Origin of the sequence: Tsukamurella sp. DT100, from assembly GCF_049844855.1 — a bacterium.
In the GTDB taxonomy this organism is placed as follows: domain Bacteria; phylum Actinomycetota; class Actinomycetes; order Mycobacteriales; family Mycobacteriaceae; genus Tsukamurella.
In genome coordinates, this window is record NZ_JBNCLV010000001.1 from 106,758 (window position 1) to 128,589 (window position 21,832).

The 21,832-nt window shown below is 67.3% G+C and carries 20 protein-coding genes and 1 pseudogene; 15 read left to right on the forward strand and 6 right to left on the reverse strand.

Features of this window, described 5'->3' with window-relative positions; all coding sequences use genetic code 11:
- Window positions 1-18 precede the first annotated feature (18 nt).
- From ACLQ3K_RS00535 to ACLQ3K_RS00545, 3 genes and pseudogenes are all read right to left on the reverse strand, one after another.
- The gene (locus ACLQ3K_RS00535) at window positions 19-1,281 is read right to left on the reverse strand and encodes a haloacid dehalogenase-like hydrolase (RefSeq protein WP_336671770.1); all 1,263 of its coding nucleotides are present in this window, start codon (window positions 1,279-1,281) and stop codon (window positions 19-21) included.
- Window positions 1,278-2,722, reverse strand: a pseudogene (eat, locus tag ACLQ3K_RS00540) (ethanolamine permease). The gene ACLQ3K_RS00535 and the pseudogene eat overlap by 4 nt, the downstream one beginning before the upstream one ends.
- A 98-nt stretch (window positions 2,723-2,820) precedes the next feature.
- Window positions 2,821-3,438, reverse strand: a complete 618-nt coding sequence (locus ACLQ3K_RS00545) for a TetR/AcrR family transcriptional regulator (RefSeq protein WP_425996201.1) — start codon at window positions 3,436-3,438, stop codon at window positions 2,821-2,823.
- A 65-nt stretch (window positions 3,439-3,503) separates the two neighbouring features.
- Here ACLQ3K_RS00545 and ACLQ3K_RS00550 point away from each other — a divergent pair, with 65 nt between their 5' ends.
- Genes ACLQ3K_RS00550 through ACLQ3K_RS00560 form a run of 3 tightly spaced genes read left to right on the forward strand, consistent with a single transcriptional unit; the run spans window position 3,504 to window position 6,928 of the window.
- Window positions 3,504-4,427: a metal-dependent hydrolase gene (locus ACLQ3K_RS00550; RefSeq protein WP_425996203.1), complete on the forward strand. Its 924-nt coding sequence runs from the start codon at window positions 3,504-3,506 to the stop codon at window positions 4,425-4,427.
- A 3-nt stretch (window positions 4,428-4,430) separates the two neighbouring features.
- Window positions 4,431-5,579 (forward strand): hypothetical protein, encoded by a 1,149-nt coding sequence (locus ACLQ3K_RS00555; protein ID WP_425996205.1) that lies wholly within the window; start codon window positions 4,431-4,433, stop codon window positions 5,577-5,579.
- A gap of 41 nt (window positions 5,580-5,620) precedes the next feature.
- Window positions 5,621-6,928, forward strand: a complete 1,308-nt coding sequence (locus ACLQ3K_RS00560) for a KasA/KasB family beta-ketoacyl-ACP synthase (RefSeq protein WP_224650933.1) — start codon at window positions 5,621-5,623, stop codon at window positions 6,926-6,928.
- Window positions 6,929-7,002: 74 nt separating this feature from the next.
- Here the strand turns inward: ACLQ3K_RS00560 and ACLQ3K_RS00565 are convergent, their stop codons facing one another.
- Complete coding sequence (locus ACLQ3K_RS00565) at window positions 7,003-7,866, reverse strand: alpha/beta fold hydrolase (RefSeq protein WP_425996207.1); 864 nt, start codon at window positions 7,864-7,866, stop codon at window positions 7,003-7,005.
- Between the two features lie 69 nt (window positions 7,867-7,935).
- On the opposite strand from ACLQ3K_RS00565, the gene ACLQ3K_RS00570 reads away from it, so the two are divergent.
- Window positions 7,936-8,544, forward strand: a complete 609-nt coding sequence (locus tag ACLQ3K_RS00570; RefSeq protein WP_425996209.1) for a TetR/AcrR family transcriptional regulator — start codon at window positions 7,936-7,938, stop codon at window positions 8,542-8,544.
- A 226-nt stretch (window positions 8,545-8,770) separates the two neighbouring features.
- Here the strand turns inward: ACLQ3K_RS00570 and ACLQ3K_RS00575 are convergent, their stop codons facing one another.
- The gene (locus ACLQ3K_RS00575; protein ID WP_425996211.1) at window positions 8,771-9,301 is read right to left on the reverse strand and encodes a MarR family winged helix-turn-helix transcriptional regulator; all 531 of its coding nucleotides are present in this window, start codon (window positions 9,299-9,301) and stop codon (window positions 8,771-8,773) included.
- Window positions 9,302-9,370: 69 nt separating this feature from the next.
- Between ACLQ3K_RS00575 and ACLQ3K_RS00580 the strand changes: the two genes are divergently transcribed.
- The 5 genes from ACLQ3K_RS00580 to ACLQ3K_RS00600 all read left to right on the forward strand — a co-directional run bounded on the left by ACLQ3K_RS00580 (window position 9,371) and on the right by ACLQ3K_RS00600 (window position 14,387).
- The gene (locus ACLQ3K_RS00580; protein ID WP_425996213.1) at window positions 9,371-10,096 is read left to right on the forward strand and encodes an SDR family NAD(P)-dependent oxidoreductase; all 726 of its coding nucleotides are present in this window, start codon (window positions 9,371-9,373) and stop codon (window positions 10,094-10,096) included.
- Between the two features lie 70 nt (window positions 10,097-10,166).
- Entirely contained in the window at window positions 10,167-12,065 is a 1,899-nt protein-coding gene (locus tag ACLQ3K_RS00585; RefSeq protein WP_425996215.1) for a DNA/RNA non-specific endonuclease, read from the forward strand.
- Window positions 12,066-12,513: 448 nt separating this feature from the next.
- Window positions 12,514-13,704, forward strand: a complete 1,191-nt coding sequence (locus tag ACLQ3K_RS00590) for a hypothetical protein (protein WP_425996217.1) — start codon at window positions 12,514-12,516, stop codon at window positions 13,702-13,704.
- Between the two features lie 6 nt (window positions 13,705-13,710).
- Window positions 13,711-13,971 carry a hypothetical protein gene (locus tag ACLQ3K_RS00595; RefSeq protein ID WP_425996219.1) on the forward strand — a complete coding sequence of 87 codons (261 nt, stop codon included), beginning with the start codon at window positions 13,711-13,713 and terminating at the stop codon, window positions 13,969-13,971.
- A complete protein-coding gene (locus tag ACLQ3K_RS00600) occupies window positions 13,968-14,387 on the forward strand; it encodes a hypothetical protein (RefSeq protein ID WP_425996221.1) in 420 nt (139 codons plus the stop codon). Before ACLQ3K_RS00595 ends, ACLQ3K_RS00600 begins: the two co-directional genes overlap by 4 nt.
- A gap of 312 nt (window positions 14,388-14,699) precedes the next feature.
- Here ACLQ3K_RS00600 and ACLQ3K_RS00605 read toward each other — a convergent pair whose 3' ends face one another.
- Window positions 14,700-15,188: a hypothetical protein gene (locus ACLQ3K_RS00605; protein WP_425996223.1), complete on the reverse strand. Its 489-nt coding sequence runs from the start codon at window positions 15,186-15,188 to the stop codon at window positions 14,700-14,702.
- 118 nt (window positions 15,189-15,306) lie between these two features.
- Between ACLQ3K_RS00605 and ACLQ3K_RS00610 the strand changes: the two genes are divergently transcribed.
- The 6 genes from ACLQ3K_RS00610 to ACLQ3K_RS00635 all read left to right on the forward strand — a co-directional run bounded on the left by ACLQ3K_RS00610 (window position 15,307) and on the right by ACLQ3K_RS00635 (window position 21,832).
- Window positions 15,307-15,564 (forward strand): helix-turn-helix domain-containing protein, encoded by a 258-nt coding sequence (locus tag ACLQ3K_RS00610; protein ID WP_425996225.1) that lies wholly within the window; start codon window positions 15,307-15,309, stop codon window positions 15,562-15,564.
- Window positions 15,565-16,018: 454 nt separating this feature from the next.
- A complete protein-coding gene (locus tag ACLQ3K_RS00615) occupies window positions 16,019-16,327 on the forward strand; it encodes a hypothetical protein (protein WP_425996227.1) in 309 nt (102 codons plus the stop codon).
- Complete coding sequence (locus ACLQ3K_RS00620; protein WP_425996229.1) at window positions 16,324-17,130, forward strand: hypothetical protein; 807 nt, start codon at window positions 16,324-16,326, stop codon at window positions 17,128-17,130. Before ACLQ3K_RS00615 ends, ACLQ3K_RS00620 begins: the two co-directional genes overlap by 4 nt.
- 656 nt (window positions 17,131-17,786) lie before the next feature.
- A complete protein-coding gene (locus ACLQ3K_RS00625) occupies window positions 17,787-19,853 on the forward strand; it encodes an AAA family ATPase (RefSeq protein ID WP_425996231.1) in 2,067 nt (688 codons plus the stop codon).
- Window positions 19,854-20,180: 327 nt separating this feature from the next.
- Entirely contained in the window at window positions 20,181-20,972 is a 792-nt protein-coding gene (locus ACLQ3K_RS00630) for a hypothetical protein (protein ID WP_425996233.1), read from the forward strand.
- A 230-nt stretch (window positions 20,973-21,202) separates the two neighbouring features.
- Complete coding sequence (locus tag ACLQ3K_RS00635) at window positions 21,203-21,832, forward strand: recombinase family protein (RefSeq protein ID WP_425996235.1); 630 nt, start codon at window positions 21,203-21,205, stop codon at window positions 21,830-21,832.

Sequence of the window (21,832 nt, forward strand, 5' to 3'; positions counted from 1 at the left end):
CCGTTCGAGAGGTGGCTTCTAGTAGACGGTATCCGCGACGGAGCCCAGCGGGGCGCCGTCGGGGCCGCGGACCGGCACCTTCGCCCCGGCGGCGTCGGTGCCCGCGGTCGCGCACGCGTAGGGCTTCGCCTGCGGCTTGGGCTCGATGAACATGGGGTTCACCAGCCACTTGCCGTCCGCGTCGGCGTACGCCGTGCACATGAGCTCGGGGACGTTGCGGTTGATCACCAGGCGCAGGCCGGTCGCGTCGCCGAGGAAAGTGATGTCGGTGACCGAGTCGCCGGCGGAGAGCACCTGCCGACGGTCCGCGGGCGCCTGCTGCCAGGCCGCCGCCCCGGTGATGCCCAGGACCTCCTGGTTGACCAGGCAGCGCTTGCCGTCGATGTAGTTGATCATCGAGTCGTCGCCGTCGGGGACGTCTCCGCAGCCGCGCAGATGCGGGGCGATCTTCCCGTCCGCGACGACGGGGCGGATGCCGATCAGCTTGTCCGGGGCGAGGCCCACCTCGGGCGCCCAGGCCCGGACCACCGGCTGCGCCGACGCGGAGATGATCCGGACGTCGAAGCCGTTGGCGGCGAGCGTCCCGATGAGGTCTTTGATCTGGCTGTAGTAGCGGACCCAAGCGGCGACCTCGGTGGTGCCGACCCGCTGCTTCGCGCCCTCGGGAGCGGCCAGCGCCTCGGTGCGGGCGGTCTTCGCGAAGTCCTCGATCTCGGCCTCGGTGTAGCCGGCCATGAGCTGGACCACCCATGCGTACGCGGGCTCCATGCGGCGATGGTCGAAGCCGGCGAAGGCGGGCTTCCCGCCGATCTCGGCATCGTCGACCACCGCGACGAGAGCGTCGGCACAGCGGGTGTCGCGGTCGGTGGGCAGCGGGGCGCCCGGGGCCGCGAGCGCGGTCGGGCACGCCTCCGCGAGCGCCTGCGCCGCCTCGGGGACCAGGTAGCGGCTGGTCGTGCGCCAGTCGCCGTTCGCCGGCTGCCGAATCTTGCCGGTGCGGATCATCCAGTAAGCGGTCGCGGAGCCGATGTCGTTGCGCACCACTGTGTTGTCCCAGTCGAACAGGGCGACCGGGGCGGCGCCGTCGTGGCCGGTGCCGCAGTGGCCGCGCTCGGCGATCAGCTTCTGGAGGCGGTCGTGGTTGTCGCCGTACCAGCCCGCGTCCGGGGCCAGGGTGCGGCACTCGGCGGCCTTGTCCTGCGCGTCGTTCGTCGTGCAGGCCGCGATCGGGGCGAGCGCCAGGAGGGCGACGGCGGTGACGGCCGCGCGGATCCGCCTCACTTCAGGTCCCGTTCGGCGTCGGCGAGGGCGGCGAACTCCTCGTCGGGCGAGTTGGCCACCAGGTGATGGCGGCTGTACACGCCGAAGTAGACGAGGAAGGCAGCGAACGCCGCGAGGGTCAGGCCGGCCGCCGTCGGGTCGACGAGGAACGTCGCGACGACGGCGATGCACGCGATGACGAGCGCGAACGAGGTGGTCACGATGCCGCCGGGCGTGCGGTACGGGCGCGGCATGTCGGGCTCGCGGCGGCGCAGCACGATGTGGCTGATCATCATGAGCACGTAGCTGACGGCGGCGCCGAAGACGGCCATGTTGAGGAGCATCGCGCCCTCGCCCGTGAGCGACAGGGCGAAGCCGATGACGCCGGGGACGATCAGCGCGAGCACCGGCGCCTTGCGGGCGTTGGTGACCGAGAGGCTCTTCGGCAGGTAGCCGGCGCGCGAGAGCGCGAAGGTCTGGCGCGAGTAGGCGTACATGATGGAGAAGAAGCTCGCGACCAGGCCGGCGAGGCCGATGTAGTTGACCACCTTCGCGGCGGTACCGTCACCCAGTGCTTCCACGAGCGGGTTGCCCGACGCGGCCATGGCGTTGGCGCCGACGGCGCCGGGTGCGAGCAGGAAGACCGTCGCGCCGGTGACCACCAGGATGAGCATCGCGACGATGATGCCGCGCGGCACGTTCTTCTCGGGCTCGCGCGCCTCCTCCGCGGCGAGCGGGACGCCCTCGATGGCGAGGAAGAACCAGATCGCGAAGGGCACGGCTGCCCAGATGCCGAGGTAGCCGTGCGGAAGCCAGCTCGAGGCGCCCGCGGCGTCGGTGACCGCGATGTCGGTGAGGTTGTGGGCGTCGAACTTCCCGATGGCGAAGACCGCGAAGATCACGAGGCCGACCAGGGCGATCGCGGTGATGACGAACATCGCCTTGAGCGCCTCGCCCGCGCCGGTGAGGTGGATGCCGATGAAGAGCGCGTAGACGAACAGGTACACCCACCAGCCGTCGGTGATCCCGAACAGGTTCAGGGATTGCACATAAGCGCCGATGAACGTGGCGATCGCGGCGGGCGCGATGGAGTACTCGATGAGGATCGCGATGCCGGTGGCGTAACCGCCCCAGGGCCCCATCGCGCGGCGGGCGAAGGTGTAGCCGCCACCGGCCGCGGGCAGTGCCGAGGACATCTCTGCCATGCCGAGCACCATCGCGAGGTACATCCCGGCGATGACGACCGCGGCGATGGCGAGGCCGCCCAGCCGCCCTGCGCGAGCCCGTTGTTCCAGCCGGCGTAGTCGCCGGAGATCACGTAGCTCACGCCCAGTCCCGCCAGCAGCACCCAGCCGGCGGAACCCGACCGGAGGGTGCGTTTGGCGAGGTAGTCGTCGGACTCGATGGTGGCGTCCACCCCGTCGTGGTGGAGCTGGTTCGGCGCCTGGCGCTCGTTACTCATGTGGGCCTTCCTGATCACGGTCGATCCTGTTCCCGGCGTGTTTCCGGAATCGGATCGGCGTGTTTCACCGACGGGTCTTGTCGGTGTGATCTGGAACACTACGAGTCAAGAGTTGCAGCGGGGTTGCAGCGCAGGTCGAGGACCGCGGGGGCCACCCAGCGCTGCAGGTACGCGCGCAGTTCGTCCTGCGTGCGAGGCGGGTCGCCAGGGGAGATGAAGAAGGACTGCATGATGCGCAGTTGGAATTCGACGAGCTCACGCAGCCGCTGCTCGTCGTAGCCGTGGGCAGGCCAGTCGACGTCGAAGCGTTGGATCATGGTCATCCCGAACGCCATGGCCTGACCGGAGGCGATCGCCTCGGCGTGCGAGTGCTCCCCCGCCAGCATGAGCCGCAGATGCGGGGCGCGCGGCACCTGATCGAGGGTGAAGACGATGCCCTCGACGACCGCTTCGGCCGGATCACCGATGCCGCGCAGGTGCGCGGCGAGCCGGTCGAGGAAGGCGCCGACGGCCTGGACGGCCGCGGCCTGGAGCAGGGCGTCGACCGTCGGAAAGTACCGGTAGACCGTCTGCCGGATCACGCCGAGCGCGTCGGCGACCTCCGCGATCGACGTGGTGCCGCGCTCACCGATGAGCTCGACAGCGGCGGCAACGATGCGCGCGGCGGCCTCCTCGTCGCCGGCGGGCGGCGAACCACCCCATCCCCTGCGTGCCATCGCCCCAGGCTACAGCTTCGCGCGTTATCAACATACAGAACGTGTTCTATGTGTATGTTCGGTCCATGACGGACCTGCACCCCCGCAAGATGGACTTCCACTTCGATGAGGCGCCCGTGCCCTTCCTGTGGAACCCGGACAACCCCGCCTTCTCGTCGATGATGAACGCGGTCAGCTTCCTCGCCGTCGGCTTCGAGAAGATGATCGTCAAGCTGATCCTGCAGCTGCGCAAGGAGTTCGCCGACCCCGAGGTCGCCGCGGAGGCGACGGCCTTCATGCAGCAGGAGGGGCACCACTCGACCGCGCACCGTCGGCACGTCCAGGCCCTGATCGCCCAGTACCCCGGCCTGGAGAACACCCTCGACGCGGTGATCGGCGAGTTCGACCTGCTCACCGAGGCGACCTCCGCCGACTACCGGCTCGCGTACACCGCCGACCTGGAGGCGACGTTCACCCCCGTCTTCAAGCTCATGCTCGACAACGAGGCGGCGCTGTTCCGGCCCGGCGACGACCGGGTGGCATCGATGTTCCTGTGGCACTTCGTGGAGGAGGTGGAGCACCGCAGCTCCGCGCTGATCATCTACAACGCGATCGTGGGCAGCGAGGTGTACCGGATGCGGATGGCGCCGTCGATCTTCGCGCACGTGCTCAAGGTGATCCGGATCGCGTGCGCGGGATTCAACCAGCATGTGCCGCTCAGGGACCGGAAGGTCGACGCCCTGTCGATGTTCGGCCGGTACCGGCTCAAGCAGAAGATGCTGGTCGCGGTGGCTCCGCACCTGACGAAGGGCGCCATGCCGCGCGCCTTCGACGTGCTGCCGAAGGCCGAGCAGGCCGTCGCGATGAAGGGCATCATCCGCAGCCAGATGCCGCTGCACGATCCGGCGCACGAGAACCTGCCGGTTCTCGCCGGCGAGTGGCTGCGCCGCTACGACAGCGGCGTCGATTGCACGCGCTGGTACGCCTCGGACGCGGCGATCGGGGCCTGACCGATGGATCTGTGCACGCCGACCTTCGACGCGCTCGCGCGCCGGATGGGCTTCACCTGCGACGACACCGGCGGGCTCGTCTCCGTCCGCAGCCCGTTCGAGCTGGAGAACTGGACGCTGCCGGTACTGGAGCTGACGATCATCGCCGGCTCGATCCTCATGCTGGTCCACGCCTTCCGGCGGTGGCGCGCCGGCGACGCGACGAACCTGGCGGTGTGGTTCGGCGCGACCGCGTACCTGTTCGTCATCGAGCCGCCGCTCTACTTCCCCGGCGCCTTCGGCATCGACGGCTACGTGGACACGATGTTCGCGCACAACCTCTTCACGGTCGAGTTCCTGTGGGGCCGGCTGCCGCTGTACATCGTGGCGATCTACCCGATGATGGCGACGATGTCGTTCGAGATCGTCCGCATGCTCGGCGTCTTCCGACGGTGCGGGATCGTCCTCGGTGCGTGCACCGTCGGGCTGGTGCACGGCGCCTTCTACGAGATCTTCGACCACCTCGGCCCGCAGCTGCGCTGGTGGGAGTGGGCGCCGGAGAATCCCATCAACCTGCCGTTCTTCGCCTCGGTCCCGATGGGCTCGGTGGTCGTGTTCGCGGCGCTGTGGCCGATGTCGCTGGCGCTGTGCGTGCAGTTCATGGTCGGGCGGCACGTCGACGCGGGCGCGCGGTTCACCGGGCCGCAGCTGGTGTGGCGCACCGTCGTGATCGGGCTCGCGGCCTCCGTCGGCACGTTCGTCCTGCCCCTTCCCGCCACGATCCTGGGCCTGGCGGGCGATTCGGTGCGCGGCACCGTCTACGCCCTGGAGCTGGCCCTGATGGCCGGGGCCGCCCTGTACGCGATCCGACGGTGCCTGGCCCCCGGGGCCGGCGCGCCGTCGATCCCGGCGCACCGCAACCGCCAGGTCCAGGCCTACGCGGTGGCGTACCTGGCGGTCTTCGCCCTGCTGTGGGCGACGGCGCTCCCCGCCTTCTTCGGCGCGAAGGACGGTGTGACGGCGGCCGGTGACCCCGTCGGGAACCTGCCCTTCACCGCGCTCTGTTTCCTGATCGCGATCGGGGTCGTGACTGCCGTCACACGGCCTGGAACAGGGGTGAACCGAACGGTTCGTGACGATCCCACAAGACACGGGGGTGAAGTTCTCACCTGAGGACAGCCGGTTGGGCGGTCCGATCCTGTTTCATAGAGGGCATGGCAGACATCCGGAGTTTCAGCACGCTCGGTGGACAGTTCCCCAACGTCGTGGTCACCGCGATCGAGATGACCACCTCGATCGGCACCGACACCGAGTCCACGTGGGCGGGCCTCCTGGCCGGCAAGAGCGGCATTCGCGAGCTCAAGGGCGATTTCATCGGCGTCGACATCGCCGACCTCCCGGTCCGCTTCGGCGGCCAGCTCCTCGAGGACCCCACCTCCGAGGTCCCCGAGCGCCCCGACCGCAAGTACGCGGGCGACATCAGCAAGCAGCACGTCAGCAAGCGCCGCATGTCCTACGTGGAGCAGGCCGCGCACGTCATCACCAAGCGCCTGTGGGACAACGCCGGCCGCCCCGACGTCGACCACAACCGCCTCGCGGCGGTCGTCGGCACCGGTCTCGGCGGCGGCGAGTCGATGGTCGAGGCCGTCGACGCGCTGCGCGATCACGGCGTCCGCAAGGTCTCGCCGTTCACCGTGCAGATGGCCATGCCGAACGGCGCCTGCGCCGTCTCGGCACTGGAGATCGGCGCCCGCGCCGGCGCCATCGCCCCCGTCTCGGCCTGCTCGACCGGCAACGAGGCCATCGCCCACGCCTGGCGCCAGATCGTCATGGGCGACGCCGACATCGCGGTCTGCGGCGGCATCGAGGGCAAGATCGACAGCCCCGTCATCGCCCCGTTCGCCATGATGCGCGCCCTCTCGACCCGCAACGACGATCCGCTGCACGCCTCGCGTCCGTTCGACAAGGACCGCGACGGCTTCGTCTTCGGCGAGGCGCAGTGCCTGATGATCATCGAGACCGAGGAGCACGCCCTCGCCCGCGGCGCGAAGCCCATCGCGCGCCTGCTCGGCGCCGGCATCACCTCCGACGGCTACCACATGGTCTCCCCCGACGTGGAGGGCGGCGGCGCCGCTCGCGCCATGAAGCGCGCCATGGAGACGGCCGGCCTCAAGCGCGAGGACATCGACTACATCAACGCGCACGCCACCGCGACCCCGATCGGCGACACCGCCGAGGCCAAGGCCATCAACGCGGTCGTCGGCACCGACGCGGCGATCTACGCCCCCAAGGGCGCGCTGGGCCACTCCATCGGCGCCGTGGGTGCCCTCGAGGCCGCGCTGACCGTGCTGTCGCTGCGCGACGGCATCATCCCGCCGACCCTCAACCTGGACAACCAGGACCCCGAGATCGAGCTCGACGTGGTGCACGGCGAGGCGCGCAAGGGCGACTACAAGTACGCGCTGAACAACTCGTTCGGCTTCGGCGGCCACGACGTGGCGCTCGCCTTCGGCAAGTACTGATCTTCTTCACCAGGACCGGCGGTCGGGAATTCTTCCCGGCCGCCGGTTCTGTCGTTTCCGACGGTTCCTTCGGCCTACGCCGGGAATCGGTTGGCGACGGCTGAGGCGAACTCCTCCGGCGCAAACTCCTGCACCGCATGCCCGGCACCCGCGATCTCCACGACATCGACGTCGGCGAAATCGCGTTCGATCCCCGGCAAGTAGTCCTGCGGCCTGAAGACCTTGTCGCGCATACCCCAGATCGCGAGCGCGGGTTTGTCCCCCAGCATCGCCGGAACGGACTTCGCCAGTGCAGCAAGGAGTGGCTCCGCATCACGGATCTCACGGGGCATGACAGCCAAAGCGGCCCGCGCCTCCGGGGTCCGCTGCACTGCGCGATAGTGCTCGATCTCCTCATGCGTCAGGATCGCGCCCAGCTCGGATACGAGGATCCGATCGACCATCAGGTTCTTCTCGACGATGCGACGTTGCATCGCGCGGGAGCTCATGACCGCGCTGAAGAGTCGTTTCGCCAGAGCCGTATTCGGCCAGTAGGTCGTGTTCGCCAGCACGGTCCCGCGCACCCGGTCGCAGCGCTCCACCGCTGCACTCAGCGCAATCGGTCCGCCCCAATCGTGTCCGACGACGACGAAGTCACTCAATCCCAGATGATCGATCAGTTCCCCGAGAGCGACCGAGAGCTCGGGGATGGTGTAGCCGCATCCGTCCTGCCGCTCAGACAGCCCGAATCCGAGGTGATCGACCGCAATACAGCGGTAGCGACTCCGCAGTGAGCCGATGATTCTGCGGTAGAGGAAACTCCACGTCGGCGTCCCGTGGCAGAAGAGGAGGACGGGGCCGCAGCCTTCGTCCACGTAGTGCATCGCGCCCGCGCTCGTCGTGAACCAATGCGCCTCGAACGGGAAGAGATCGCGGTCGGGTATGAAATCGATGAACATGGCGCAACCTCCTCGACGAAGCGCTACAGGCGTAGCCTCCACTGAGGCTACACCTGTAGCATCGATATCGTGGTCGATGAAGTCAGCGAAGCACCAGCGATCAAGGGCCGGCGCGATCTGGTCAGCGCTACCGCGATCCGGATACTTGCCCGAGACGGTGTCCGCGCGCTGACCCATCGCGCGGTCGACGCTGCCGCCGGGTTGCCGCCAGGGTCTACTTCCCATGTGGCACGGACCCGCGAAGCACTGTTGACGCTGGTCGTGGACACACTCTCCGAACGGACTCTTACCGATTCCGATGACACCGCAGCGTCGTTGGCACGCCTCGCCGATCGTGGCGAGTTCTCGATCGACGAGCTCGCCGATCTACTCACGGCGCTCGTTGAATCGCTCGCGTCCCGGCGCGACGACATGCGCGCGCGGTACGCACTGATCCTCGAAGTCCACGACTCGCCCGCGCTGCACGCGAAGCTAACGACGGAGTCCGAAGTCCACAGAACGGCTCGCGCCATCGCCTCCTCGGCACTGGACCTCGCCGGGCTCCCCACGTCGAGCAGCGACGTCGACGCAGTGATCCGCCTCGCGGACTCACTGACCTTCCACCGCACAGCGGTCGACACGGATGCGCCGATCCGCCCCGTACTAGCCGCATTCCTCAAAGGACTCAGCGAAAGCTGAAAGCAGCCACGTCGCGTCTCGAACACCTTGGCCGACCTGCACACGGCGAGCCGGCGGATGGGTCGAGATCCGATTCGGCGGCCCCATCGACGCGATTCGACTGATCGATGAGCGCGGGATCCGTCGCGCGACGGATACGACGATGCAGCACGTACGGGAGTCGCCTGCCAGGAGTACGTCGATACGTACACCTCGTGCGTCGACCGCCCACCCACCTCGCGGTTGCCTACCTGTCTCCGACCTGGCTCGGCCTCGTCCGGCCCAGCTCGCCGTGCAAGTGCTCCAGCAGGTCCTGAAGAGACTCGGCGAGGCCACTCATGCGGTCCGGTGGCACCCCCGCGAGGAGGGCCTGTTCGCGCGTGAGAACCTCCGTGACGAGTCGGTCCACCTCGCGGTGGCCCGCCTCGGTGAGCTCCACGTCGACTGTGCGGCTTCCGGGTCTGTTCGCTCGACGCACGAGACCCGCGCGTTCGGCGCGCTCGATCCTCTGCGAGATCGCGCCCGCCGTCACCATGGCGGCCTGCCCGAGTTCTCGAGTCGTCAGCCGATAGGGCTGCCCCGATCGCCGGAGGGTCGACAGCAGATCCAGCGTCGCCGTGTCGGCTCCGTGCTCGCGCAGCAGCCGCGCCCGATCATCGCCGAAGATCTTGGCGGCTTGCCAGATCCGCGTGACGACGCCGATCGAGTCGACAGGGAGGTCCGGGCGCTCACGCCGCCACGCGAGGGCGATCGCGTCGACCGGATCGGACTCACTCAATTCCCTTGCCACAGGGCATCACTCTCTCTATGTTTAGGTCTAAACGTAATCTAGTGCAGGAGGATCGACATGTCCAACATCGCAATCGTCACGGGCGGCGGAACCGGCATCGGCCGGGCGATCGCCGAGCGACTCGCCGCCGAGGGGGCCGAGGTGGTCATCACCGGCCGCCGCGCCGAGGTCCTGTCGGCCGCGGCTGCTGAGATCGATGGCACCGTCCGAGCCGTGACTCTCGACGGCACCGACCCCGAGGCGATCCAGGCCTTCGTCGACCGCGAGATCACCGAGACGACCGTCTTGGTCAACAACGCGGGTGGAAACACCGATTTCGACCACCCCGAACCGGGTGATCTCTCCGCGCTCGCAGCATCGTGGCGGCGCAACCTCGAGAGCAACCTCGTCAGCGCCGTCCTGATGACCGAGGCGGTGCTACCCACCATGACCGGCGGCGGCGCGATCATCTCCATCGGTTCGATCGCCGCCGAAAAGGGAGCTGAGTCGTACGGAGCCGCCAAAGCGGGTCTCGCGTCGTGGAACATCGGCCTCGCGCGACGCGTCGGGGAGCGCGGGATCACCGCCAATGTGGTCTCTCCCGGCTACATCGCGCGCACCGAGTTCTTCCGGGACGCCCTCACCGACGCCCGCCGCGATTCCTTGATCGACGCAGCGATGACCAAGCGCGCCGGCGCTCCGACGGACATCGCGAACATGGTCGCATTCCTCGCACACCCGGACTCGCGCCAGATCACCGCGCAGACGTTCGCCGTCAACGGGGGCGAGTGCCCATCCCGCTGAGGCCGCCCCGGGTGGGCTCGTATTCTCGCTCACCCGGCCGCCATCCGTGATTTCGCCTACCGTTGAAGTTATGGCCGGTAACAAACGGAAGCCCACAGCACCGTCGACCGAACAGGCCAAGGGTGCGCCTCCCGCGTCTACGGAGGCGCTGCGGAGGTTCGTCCGCGCACGAGCGTCCGACTACCTGGCCGATCCGAACGTGACGTCGATGGGGATCGGCTACAAGATCGTCGACGGCAAGCCGACCGACACCGTCGCGGTGCAGTTCACCGTGCGCCGGAAGGTAGCGCCCGAGGCACTCGAGAGCCTGGGCACCTCGTTGCTGCCGGAATCCGTCGAGGTCGACGGTGTCGCGGTGCCGACGGATGTGCTCGAGCGCAGTTACGAGGCCTCGTACCGGGTGATCGCGGAACCCGAGGCGGCGCCGGCAGAGGCCAAGGCCCGCCTGGATCCGATTCGGCCGGGCATCAGCGTCGGCAACGTGAAGGTCTCCGCCGGCACCATCGGCGCGATCGTCTACGACCGCACCGACGACACGCCCCTGATCCTGTCGAACTGGCACGTCCTCAACGGCCCCGACGGGAAGATCGGCGACACCGTCGTCCAGCCGGGCGCGTACGACGACGACCGGTTCGACGACAATCGCCTCGGGGTGCTGCACCGCTCGCATCTCGGCGCCGCCGGCGATTGCGCCGTGGCGACCATCGAGGATCGCGGCTACTCTCCCGAACCCCTCGGACTGACCGTCGCGCCCACCGAGCTCGGCGAGCCCGAACTCGGCGACAAAGTGATCAAGAGCGGCCGCACCACCGGCGTCACCCACGGCCTCGTGCGCCGCATCGACGTCGTCGTGAAGATCGATTACGGCGGCAGCGTCGGCGAACAGCAGATCGGCGGCTTCGAGATCGGTCCGGACCCGCGGAACCCGGCCCCCGACAACCAGATCAGTGAAGGCGGCGACTCCGGAGCCGTGTGGCTGTTCAAAGCCGCCAACGGCCGCCCCACAGGAGTCTTCGCCGGCCTGCACTTCGGCGGGGAAGCCGCCGGCAGCCCCGACGACCACGCACTCGCGTGCCTCGGCAACTCCGTGTTCACCAAGCTCGGCATCACACTCACTCCACCGGACGGCGCTCCCACCGCTCAAGCCGCCCCGGCGGCGCGGATCGGCGCCGGATACGACCCCGATTTCCTGAGCGCCTCGGCGCCGGTGCCCACGGTGGATGCGAGCCTTTCCGACGACGCGGTCGACGTCGACGGCAGCCCGGTCATCGACTACACGCACTTCTCGCTGACGCAGAGCCGATCGCGGCGCCTCACCCGCTGGGTCGCCTGGAACATCGACGGCACCACTCTGACGAGCATCGACCGCGCCGGATCGAAGTTCGTCCTCGATCCCCGCCTCCCCGCGGACACGCAGGTCGGGAACGAGTTGTACTCCGGTAACCGGATCGACCGCGGGCACGTCGCCCGCCGAGCAGACCTCACCTGGGGCAGCCGGCCCGAGGCCGAGCAGGCCAACGCCGATTCGTTCTACTACACCAACATCTCCCCGCAGGTCGAGGACTTCAACCAGAGTGCCCGCCAAGGCATCTGGGGCCTGATCGAGAACGCTGTCCTCACCGACGCCGAGGCGGAGAACCTCAAGGTCAGCGTCTTCGGCGGACCCGTCTTCGGCGACGACGACCGCACGTACCGGGGCATCGCGCTCCCCCGCGAGTTCTTCAAGGTGGTCGCATTCGTCGGCGACGGGAAACTCATCGCCCGCGGGTTTCTGCTCACTCAGAACCTCGACCGGCTCGAAGCGCTCGATCTCGACGAGTTCCGCGCCTACCAGGTGAGCCTGGCGACCATCGAGGAGCGGACCAAGCTGCGCTTCCCGGACGAGCTCCACGGCGGTGACACCTACAACGCGCCGGAGAGTCTCGCCGAGCATCAGCCGCTCTTGAGCGTCGGCGACATCGCCTGGTAGTGCTCGTGGTGCCCCCGGTCAGACTCGAACTGACACTGGACGGGTTTTGAAAACCTGCGGTGTGCCGTTCTCCGAGATACGCCACCAGGCATGATGCGATTGGTGATTCCATAGACACGCAGGTGAGGGCAGCTATTTGCGCACCGGTTGAGCAGTAGCGGCCATCCGCCAACCACCGCCAAACTAGCGCCGGTGGGTAGCACGGGGGGTAGCACGGCACCGCTCCGTCAGGGATTCGCCGGCTCTGTTGCTTGAGCTACCGGGGCGTCGGAGGGTGGGCGTACGGTGGCGGTAGCCAGCGCGCCGTAGCAGGGGCAGTGCCTTACGCAGCGGCGGCGACCCTCGGTCGCATTGCGCATCGCGGCAAAAGAACACCGTTCGGTCAGAGATCGGACGTCGGAGCGAGTCGCCCCGACGAATCCCACAGACCAATCCGAACGGAGAAACAATGAACACGATCATCAGTCCCCGCGAAATGCGGGAGTCCCGCACCTCGCACGACCTGAGCGACTTCTTCGCCTGGGGTGGCGACGGCGCTACCGGCTACAGCACCGAGGGCGACGTCCTCGTCAATCAGACATCGGACGGCGTCGACCTCTCCACGATCTGGCAGCAAGCGCAGGCCGTCATGGCGGCGTGGAATTCCAAGCGCTCCGCCCTGGCCTCGCTCATCAGCTACCAGACGACCAATCCCGGTGACGCGATCCCGCAGGGAATCGGCGGCGATCACTTTGAAGAGGCTTCCGAGTTCGGCGAGCCCACCGGACTCCGCGCCGAACCTGACGCATTGGTTCTCGGATACACTTTTACGGATTACGATGTGGCAAGCCGTTTTTCATGGCGCTTCCTCCGCGACGCCAGCGCCGAGCAGGTTCGGAGCGTGATCGACCGCGTACTCGAGGCCGACAATCGCCAGACCACCGGCGCGATTCTGCGGCGTCTCTTCGACCCCACGCAGGGCGCGAACGAGTTCGGTACCCCGGTCTACGGTCTGTACACCGGAACCGACGGCCACACTCCGCCTCCGTTCGCGGGGCAGACGTTCGACCCGACCACGAATCACTACCTCGTCAGCGAGCAGACCTCGCTCGATCCGGGCGACCTCTCGATCGCGATGCGGCAGGTCACCAGCAAGGGATTCGGGATCGACGGCAATTCGCGCCTGATCATTCTGTGCAACCCGCAGGAGGGTGAGATCATCGCGCAGATGCGCGCGGGCTACGAGCTCAACGGAGTCGAGTCGAAGTACGACTGGATCGCCAGTGCTTCTGCTCCCGCGTTCCTCACGACGGAGAACGTCGTGGGCCAGGTAGCCCCGGCCGAGTTCGCGGGCCTGCCGGTCAGTGGCTCGTACGGACCCGCGTGGGTGATCGAGTCTCACTACTTGCCCGCTGGCTACATCGCGGTGGTCGCCACGGGCGGGCCGAACAGCCCGAGCAACCCCGTCGCGTTCCGCCAGCACGTCAACCCGGCCTACCAGGGGCTGCGGATCATCCCCGGCCGTGACCAGCGATACCCGCTGCAGGATTCGTTCTTTGCCAGGGGTTACGGGACCGGCGTTCGCTACCGGGGCGCGGCATGTATCACCCAGATCAAGGCGTCGGGACCGTACGAGGCCCCGACCTGGTCGTGGAAGTAGCCCACGATGACCGAGAAGCGGACACGAGAGAATCCGGCGGTGGTCGCGGCCGAGGCGTTGCCGTCGGAGTTCAGCCACGGCCCCGGCTTGGTCGCGCCTGAGTATCCGGGCGGCAGGCCGAGTACCCCCGCCGACGAGGTAGATCGGTACCTGACGCGCGGTGTCCCGCCCGCCGCATACACGGGTCTCTCGCCCGCGATGAACGCGCCGGGTTCGGGCTTTATCGACGAGCTGGCCGAGATGCGCGAGCGACGGAGCCGACGATGAGCCGACGAGGACGGGGAGCTCGCAATCAGCGCCGCGACCGTCTGGGCCGATTTGCTGGCAGCGGATCGAAGATCGCCGGCGGAGCCAAGAGCGCCCGTCGGGCGGCGTCCGCGGCGTCCAAGTCGAGCGCGCGCAAGGCGGGGCGGTCGGTCGGCAACGCGTACGTCAGGGGGAGCTTCGAGAAGCATCTCGTTGTCGGCCAGGGCGGCGCGTATCGCGGCGCGAAGGTGGGAGCTGAGTTCAAGACGCCGAAAGGGCGCGGCGTCTTGGTCAAGGGCATCGTCGGCTATCACGGCAAGCCGAACCGCAAGATCGACATCGAGCCCTCGCTCGACAAGGCGCAGCGCAAGCTCACCGTCTCCGCGAAGCCAGGCCCCGGCTTCAGGAAGACCACCGGCCGGAAGGTCCGGCGATGATCGCCGGCGACGCCCTCTCAGCTCGGACCAGCGGTCTGAGACGGGTCCGGGGGTACGCCGGTAACCGGTAGCCACCGCCAGGGCGAGGCACGAGAGCGCAGCGGGCAGCGATAGCCGTCTGAGCTCCTCAACTGCACAGCTGGCCGGGCAACCGGCCACGCAGACTCGGTGATGGCTCCCCAAGGTTTCACCGACTGCACCGTTGACTTGTCCGGTGCTGGGAGGGAACTCGACTGCTCGGCGTTCCCTTCCACGACGAAGCCCCGTCAAGGTCACGACCTGACCTTGACGGGGCTTCTGACTGGGGTGGCGCTACTTCAGGTAGCGCGGGCAGATGTTCCTCAAGAGAGGGGCAGTCACATATACCCCGGCCGAGTCTGCGCTCCACGGAAGCAGTTGCTTCGGGAAGTTGGTATTCAGGTAGTTCGCAAGCTGTTGATTGGCGTCGCGGAGTGACACCCCCGAGGCGCGCTGATCACAGATCCAGGTGCCGAGCGCCTTGATGTCAGCGTTGGCGAGCTCCTTGTTCGACGCTCGCACTTCCTGCGTCGCTCCGTACCAGTCCGCGTCGGGATACTTCTGCTCCGGAGACGCCGACGACGGCGGCTGCGTGGTTGTCACGGGCGCGGGTGTCAGTGTGTAGGTGAACGTGAACGTCGACCCGTTCGGCCCCACTGTGGTGCCGGTCTGCACGCCGGTCGGCCCGACCTTCGCGTTGGCCTCGTCGCCACGATCACCGCACCCTGTCAGTACGACCATCCCCGCCACCAGGCCGATCCCGGCCAGCTTCCCAACCTTCACGGCTGCCTCCTTCTAGACGTACGACCGTCTGGTCGCGCTCGCCGGAAGCCTAAACCATTTGGCCCGTTCCAGGTGGCTCTGGTCCACATGGCCTATCCCGTATGGACTTGACGGCGCTATGAGCCCCGCGAACGAACCGAAGCAAGCACTGAACGAAACCCTGGCGACGTTCGGCGCACGCCTGCGGGCGCGGCGGACCGAACTCGGCCTCAGTCAGGAGGCTGCGGCGATCCGCTGCGGCGTGCATAGCTCGTACTACGCGAGAGCGGAGCGGGGTCAGCGCAGCAGCAGGATCGAGACGGTCATGCGGCTCGCGGCGGGGCTGGAGACTACACCCGGCGAGCTACTCGACGGGCTTCCGATCGATTCCGACTAATCAACCAGGGTTGTCAGTTGACTTCTCGGCGGCGTACCGCCATGCCTTCACGCGCTGCGAGCACGCCTGCGGAGCTTCTAGACCCCAGGAAGCCACGCTCTAGCGTGGGCGAAATTCAGTTAGTGAGTGTTCTCGCGGCATAGAACCGGGAGTTGTTGCCCTCCAACGAGTTAGGCCCAGCGTCCCCTTGGCTACCGCTGGCCCCCTGTGGCATACTGGGTAGCGCACCGGCCAAGCGGTGTGGTTTGACCGTCATAACCCGGTTCGCGTAGGAGCCTCGCAGGGAAACCTCTGCGGTGAAGAGCACACATCGGACCCCTTGGATTTGGTTTCGGGCTGAGTAAACACATCTGCGCACGGAAATGCGGGTCGAGCGTCATCGCTCCCCGTCTCTCAATTTCGAACGAAGCAGATCGCTCTAGCCGTCTGAGACCGATCCAAGGAGACACAAGAAATGAGTCAGCTCACCCAATCGCGGCCTGCGGTCGCGCAGCCCAACGCAGGCGCACGGCCCGTCCGCCGCCCTGTCGTCCGCGAAGACCTGGAGTTGCTACCCACGATCATCGGCCGCGAGGCTGCGGTCCGGTACTGCAACGACGTTCTGGGCGTACCGATCACCCCTACGAGAATGCGCCGAGGCATGGAGCGGCGGGAGCTTCCGGTCGCGAAGATTCAGGGGCGCAACGGAATCGCACCGAGGGACCTGTACGACTGGATTCTCGGGATGCAGCGTCCCGCCGCCGAGCAGGCGGGTCCGGCATGAGCGCGGCGACCTTCGGTGGGCAAGAGTTCCCCGGGGTAGACCCCGACGATCCACGCAACTACGACGCCAACCCGATCGTGGATCAGTATCTAAGGGCGGCGGAGGGATTCAGCAGTCTCAAGGCGACCGCTCTAAGCGAAGAGCGGCGTGCTCGCGTGATCGAGATCCCTCTAGTTGCGGGGATCGTGGAGCGGTTCCACCGTCAAGGCGTACAGCAACACAAAGGGATGCCTTGGCCGCGTGAATACTCCAACACCGGGCGCGGCCTGCTGCCGAACGGCGGATACGGCGCGTCGTCCTTGCGGGAAGCCGACCTGAAGTGGGCTATCCAGATCGCCAAGGACGAAGGCTCCGACGAGACGCAGAGCGAAATCCGCGGACGACTGGAGCTGGCCGACGAGGAATATCTGGCGGCTGTGTTGGCGGTGGCGGATAGCGCGATGCCGCTGCAAACGGTGGTGCTGCTGTGTCCGCGCCAGGGCAACCGGAGCTACGACGTAACCCCCGGCTGGACTCAAATGCGTTTGGGCACGATAGCGCCGTACAGCGCTCTGGTCCCCGATTGCTATGGCTGCGGACACGCCGCCAGCTGTGCCCACGCGAGCGCCGACAACAAAAAGGCGAGCTTCTATCTTCACATCCCTTGTGGAGGAATGGAGTTGGTCGCTGGGCTCTGCTACGACTGCGAAGAAGAGATCAGGCACGCCGTTGCCGACAGTCCGTTCCCGATCTGGCCGCGAATGACCTTCCCCGAAGACCGCTGGTACGCGAGCGTCGGGTGGCCCGACGAGCGGTGGTGGTGACGATGAGCGCCTTCGAAGTGGCCGCGCTGGTCTGGCTGGCCTTTTGGGCGGTGTACGCGGCTGTGCGGGTTGCTAGTTCGCTACGGCCGAGCGCGGTCCGGGTCGGATGCAACAGCGGGCGCGGCGGTAACGGGCGCACCGTGTGCATCTCAACCGCATGTCCGAGCCTGGCGTACTTCTGCGTCTGCTCGAAAGACGGAGATGGGGATCAGCCGGAACGGGGAGCCCTCGTACCCGAAAAGGGCTCCCCTGTGGAAGCGAAGGTCGCGCCACATTTTCCGACTGCTGTTACTTGATCGGAGAGCGGATTCTCCTTGCCGTCCGTCGGGACTGACGGCCTGAACAGCTTACCGCACAGCATCTTCCACCCCTCTAGACGAGAACGCCCGCTGCGAATGTCAGCGGACGCAGCGGGCGATTTCTCAGCGCACAGGAGCAGCAAACTCATGCACCCACATACTACCTCGCCCGATGGCGGAGATGATCACGCTAATCAACTGCCGCCGAACCACTTTGGAGAACCCTCGGAGAGTCTCTACGAGGTTCTTCAAACCCTCGGCCACGCCGATGAGGCGGTTGTCAGCGTCGCAACTCGATCACCGGGTGAGCGCTTCCACGCGGTGACATGCTCAGTCGGTGAGGTCCGTGGGGTCTCGATGCCAGCCGATGCCGACGTGTGGTTTTCGCCGAATCCGCTGAGTCTGGAATCAGGGCTCTCGCGTAAAGGTGGCGAGGCGGACGTCGAGCGCGGTGTCGCGCTCTGGGCCGATCTGGACGTCGTCATTCCGGGCCTGAAGGACAAGGGCCTCGCGTCGCTCGCGGAGTGCGGACAGGTGATCGAGAAGTTGACTGCTGCGCTGGGATGCGCGCCTGCTGTGGTGATCGAGAGCGGGCACGGCCTCCAACCGATATGGCGGGTGCGAGACGCGCCTCTCATCACCGACAGAGCGGTGGCCTGGAAAACGATCAGCGCGCGATGGGAAGCTCTGGTCCGCCAGACTGCCGCCACCGTGAATCCTGACGCGCATGTGGACTCGGTCTTCAACATCGACCGCGTGCTGCGGTGCCCTGGATCGACCAATTGGAAGTTCCCGGACGAGCCGGTGCCCGTTCGGTGTTACGTGAGTTCCGGCGCAGGTTGGCTGGACGTCGCGGAGCTCAGTGCCACCTTGCCTGACGCTGATGCTGCGGCTCCGGTGCATCAGAAGGCCACCCTCGAAGCGGGAGAGGCGGTCTTGGCGACCTTTCGCAGTGGCCCCATGAGCGCGAAGGTCGCGGCGAAGGTTCATGACGTCGAAAAGGCTATGAGCGACGGAGCTGATCGACACGCCGCGATGAATCGCGTCACGATGGGGCTGGTCGGTCTCGGCGTCAAAGGCGAACCCGGCGTGCGTACTGCCCTGACCGCCGTTGAGGCATTGTTCAGCGAACTCGCCGGCTCCGCTGGACACGATCCCCGCGAGTTCCAGCGCTCGCTCGACGGTGCGTTACGACAAGTCGCCGGCGACCCCGACTATCGCCCGCTCGACTACGGCTCTGGGGCGAGGGTGTGGCTGCCCGACGGCTCGCTCGATCCTGCGTCGGCTCTGGGGCGTTCGTTCGCTGCGGCCAGGTCGCGGCCAGGCACCCCCGAGGGCGCGGGGGCGGTGTTCAAGCTGATGGGACCGGACGCCTGGGCGCAGCCCGTGGCCCCGCCCGAGTTCCTGGTGAAGGGCGTGCTGGTACGCGATACGTTCGGCGTGATCGCCGGGCCGAAGAAGTCGCTCAAGACGCACGAGAACCATGCTCTCGCGTTGGCGGTCGCCACCGGGCAGCCGCTCTACAACCACGCGCCGTTCGCGGTGCCGAAGGCTGGCCGCGTGCTCTATATCGTGGGCGAGGGTGGTCAGGGCGACGTGCAGCGCAAGCTTCAGCGGATGTGCCGTACCTACGGGGTTGACCCGCGCGACGTCGCGGAGGATGAGCAGTTTCCGTTGCACGTGGCGTTCGGCGCGACGTCGATGAACGACCCTAGGTTCCAGGACGAACTGAAGGCGATGCTCGACGCCACGCAGCCCGACTTGGTGCTGATCGAGAGCTTCTACAACTTCCATCCCGAGGGCGTAGAGACCGGAAACCTGTATCAGCGCGGGCAGGCCATCGATAGCTTCCACAAATTCGTTCGGGGCGAATGCACCGGGGCCACGTCTTTGATGACGGACCACTACCGCTCCACCGGAAACAAGGGCACCGACCTGGACATGATCGCGATGGCAGGTCAGGCGGAAGTCGCGGACTCGTGGATCACCCGCTACCACCGCGCTGAAGCTGACGTGGAGAACGGCGAGTTCCGGCTGCGGGTGGCATTCGGGTCGCGGCAGTGGGGTGGACGCGAGCTCGACATCGACTGGTCCCTGGGCCGGTTTGACCCCGAGACCGGATCGCACGTCGGCGCGGGCGAACACAGCGACGACGACAGCATCCGGTGGGCCATCCACAGGTCCGGCGGCACGTCGAGTCCAGAGGCTGAACGGGCGTCGTTGACGATGCAGATCTACAACCTGGTCAAGGCGCAGCCGGGACAGCTCACCAAGACCGGCGTGAAAGAGAGCGGGCACGTGAAAGGCCGCAAGGAGGCCATCGCCGCAGAGGTGGACCGGTTGCTCGAATCCGGGACCCTGCGAAGTGAAGGGCGGAAGCTGTGGGCCGGGCCGCTGACATTTCAGATGGGAGACGCGCGGTGAGGCGGTGCGCGGCGGCCAACCGGCTACAGGGCGGGGCCGTTCGGGGGCCGTTCTGTTTTCTCGGCCCCGTTGGGGCCGTTCGGGGCCGTTCCATCTGGCTTGACGGCACATATGTGCAGGTAGCGACGTGTTTTCAGATCGGCCCGAGAAAGGCCCCGAAAGGCCCCAGCCCACCAGCGAGGCACCGGGGCGGGCCGTGGGGGCCAAAAAGGCCCCACGGCCCCGGCCTATAAGGGGCCGTTTTTGGGGCCGTTTTGCCTACAAGGCACTTCCGAGGGCTCCACGAGCACTCGACAGCAACAGAATCCAGCGTGAAAGGACACCAAGATGAGCGAGACCAACCACCGTCAAGGGGAGCTCGTTTCTCCCGAAGAAGAAGTGTTCGACGGAGTGAGAGGGCGATGGGTGCCAGACCCGGACGACCCCGAGCAGGAGGTGTGGGAGGAACTGCCACCGAGGACAACGCCCGAGTCGGCAGCCGAGTGGGACGCGATGCTCGCGAAGAACGACGCCGCTCGCTGTGTGGCACATCGAAAGAACGGCGAGCGATGCAGGAGGCTAGCTATCCAAGGGGCGACGGTGTGTCGGGCTCATGGCGGTGCGTCTGGCCATGTGCGTAGGGCTGCTCGCGTCCGCCTGGAGATGGCCGCCGATCGCGTCGCCAAGGAGCTACAGAAGCTGGCCGTCAGCGACGACGCCCCGGACAACGTGAAGCTGGCCGCGATCAAGGACGCGCTGGACCGCGCTGGCCTCACTAGCAAGACGGCTGTCGAAGTCTCGGTCGATCCAAAGCCATTCGAGCAGTTGCTATCTGGGCTCGCCGGAGTTAGTGGAGGTAGCCGTGCCGCGTCTCGCATCGCACGCGGTGTCGAGGACGGAACCGACCCCGCCGAGCCCGACGACTGGCTGGAAGCGGAGATCGTCGAAGCGCAGGCCGACGACGAGGACGACGCTCGGCCGGTGCCGGTTCCTTCGCGGCCTGAGCCTCTGCCCGATCCCGAGCCGGCGAACGGGACGGGGATGCTCACGATGGAAGAAGCGCTCGAACAGCTGCGGAGCGTGCAGCCGCCACCAGCAGCCCCGGCCAACCGCAGGGCCATGCGGCAGCCGCGCCGGTAGCGCCGTGTCGCAGCGGCCCCAGCTCTCGCCAGCGGGGCCAACCCCGCCCCGCTGGCACGCGGGCTAGGCAAGCTCCGCGTCAACGGCACACGAGAGCACAGCACACGCCGAATCATTCAGCAGGACAGGGATATTCGGACAAGTGAGCTACATCACAGGGTGTTACCGTGGGGTGCGAGGGGTGCACTCGGGGCCGCACCCCCTGGACCACACAGCAAGGGAGACAACGGATGAGAGTCATCGGGTACGTGCGAGTGAGCACGGACAGACAAGGCGAGAGTGGCCTCGGCCTGGAAGCGCAACGCGACGCCCTGGCGCAGTGGTGCGCAGCGCGCGGGCACGAACTGCTCACGGTCACCACCGACGTGGTCAGCGGAGCCAAGAACGACGCGATGTTCGGCCGCGAGGTCGCCGTCGCCGCAGTGGAAAGCGGAGTGGCGCAAGGGCTTCTCGTCCGCGCCCTGGATCGAGTCACCCGCGACCAACTCGACGCCGCGCAGATCATGAAGCGCGCCAACGATTACGGCTGGCGACTCTTGGACTGCGAGGGCGCAGACAGCGGCGACCCGAACCAGCGGCTCGTCGCGGACGTCCGCCTGGCCGTCGCCGCGGAGGAACGCCGCAAGATCGGCACCCGCACCCGCGAAGCTCTGGACCAGAAGCGCAGCAAGGGCGACCCCGGCCTGATCAGCGTCTCCGCGCAGCGCCGTATCCAGGTGCTCGCAGCGCAGGGCCTCGGCGCTAAGGCTATCGCCAGCACTCTCACCGCCGAGGGAATCCCCACCGCTAAGGGCGGCGACACCTGGTCGTACTCGACCGTCCGCCGAGCCCTGGCTCGCATCGAACGAAAGGCAGCCTGA

Coding starts and splice junctions, on each gene's coding strand:
- ACLQ3K_RS00545 (WP_425996201.1), bottom strand. CDS start 3,438: ATGGCACGCAGGGGATGGGGTGGTTCGCCGCCCGCCGGCGACGAGGAG.
- ACLQ3K_RS00550 (WP_425996203.1), top strand. CDS start 3,504: ATGACGGACCTGCACCCCCGCAAGATGGACTTCCACTTCGATGAGGCG.
- ACLQ3K_RS00555 (WP_425996205.1), top strand. CDS start 4,431: ATGGATCTGTGCACGCCGACCTTCGACGCGCTCGCGCGCCGGATGGGC.
- ACLQ3K_RS00560 (WP_224650933.1), top strand. CDS start 5,621: ATGGCAGACATCCGGAGTTTCAGCACGCTCGGTGGACAGTTCCCCAAC.
- ACLQ3K_RS00565 (WP_425996207.1), bottom strand. CDS start 7,866: ATGTTCATCGATTTCATACCCGACCGCGATCTCTTCCCGTTCGAGGCG.
- ACLQ3K_RS00580 (WP_425996213.1), top strand. CDS start 9,371: ATGTCCAACATCGCAATCGTCACGGGCGGCGGAACCGGCATCGGCCGG.
- ACLQ3K_RS00585 (WP_425996215.1), top strand. CDS start 10,167: ATGGCCGGTAACAAACGGAAGCCCACAGCACCGTCGACCGAACAGGCC.
- ACLQ3K_RS00590 (WP_425996217.1), top strand. CDS start 12,514: ATGAACACGATCATCAGTCCCCGCGAAATGCGGGAGTCCCGCACCTCG.
- ACLQ3K_RS00595 (WP_425996219.1), top strand. CDS start 13,711: ATGACCGAGAAGCGGACACGAGAGAATCCGGCGGTGGTCGCGGCCGAG.
- ACLQ3K_RS00600 (WP_425996221.1), top strand. CDS start 13,968: ATGAGCCGACGAGGACGGGGAGCTCGCAATCAGCGCCGCGACCGTCTG.
- ACLQ3K_RS00610 (WP_425996225.1), top strand. CDS start 15,307: ATGAGCCCCGCGAACGAACCGAAGCAAGCACTGAACGAAACCCTGGCG.
- ACLQ3K_RS00615 (WP_425996227.1), top strand. CDS start 16,019: ATGAGTCAGCTCACCCAATCGCGGCCTGCGGTCGCGCAGCCCAACGCA.
- ACLQ3K_RS00620 (WP_425996229.1), top strand. CDS start 16,324: ATGAGCGCGGCGACCTTCGGTGGGCAAGAGTTCCCCGGGGTAGACCCC.
- ACLQ3K_RS00625 (WP_425996231.1), top strand. CDS start 17,787: ATGCCAGCCGATGCCGACGTGTGGTTTTCGCCGAATCCGCTGAGTCTG.
- ACLQ3K_RS00630 (WP_425996233.1), top strand. CDS start 20,181: ATGAGCGAGACCAACCACCGTCAAGGGGAGCTCGTTTCTCCCGAAGAA.
- ACLQ3K_RS00635 (WP_425996235.1), top strand. CDS start 21,203: ATGAGAGTCATCGGGTACGTGCGAGTGAGCACGGACAGACAAGGCGAG.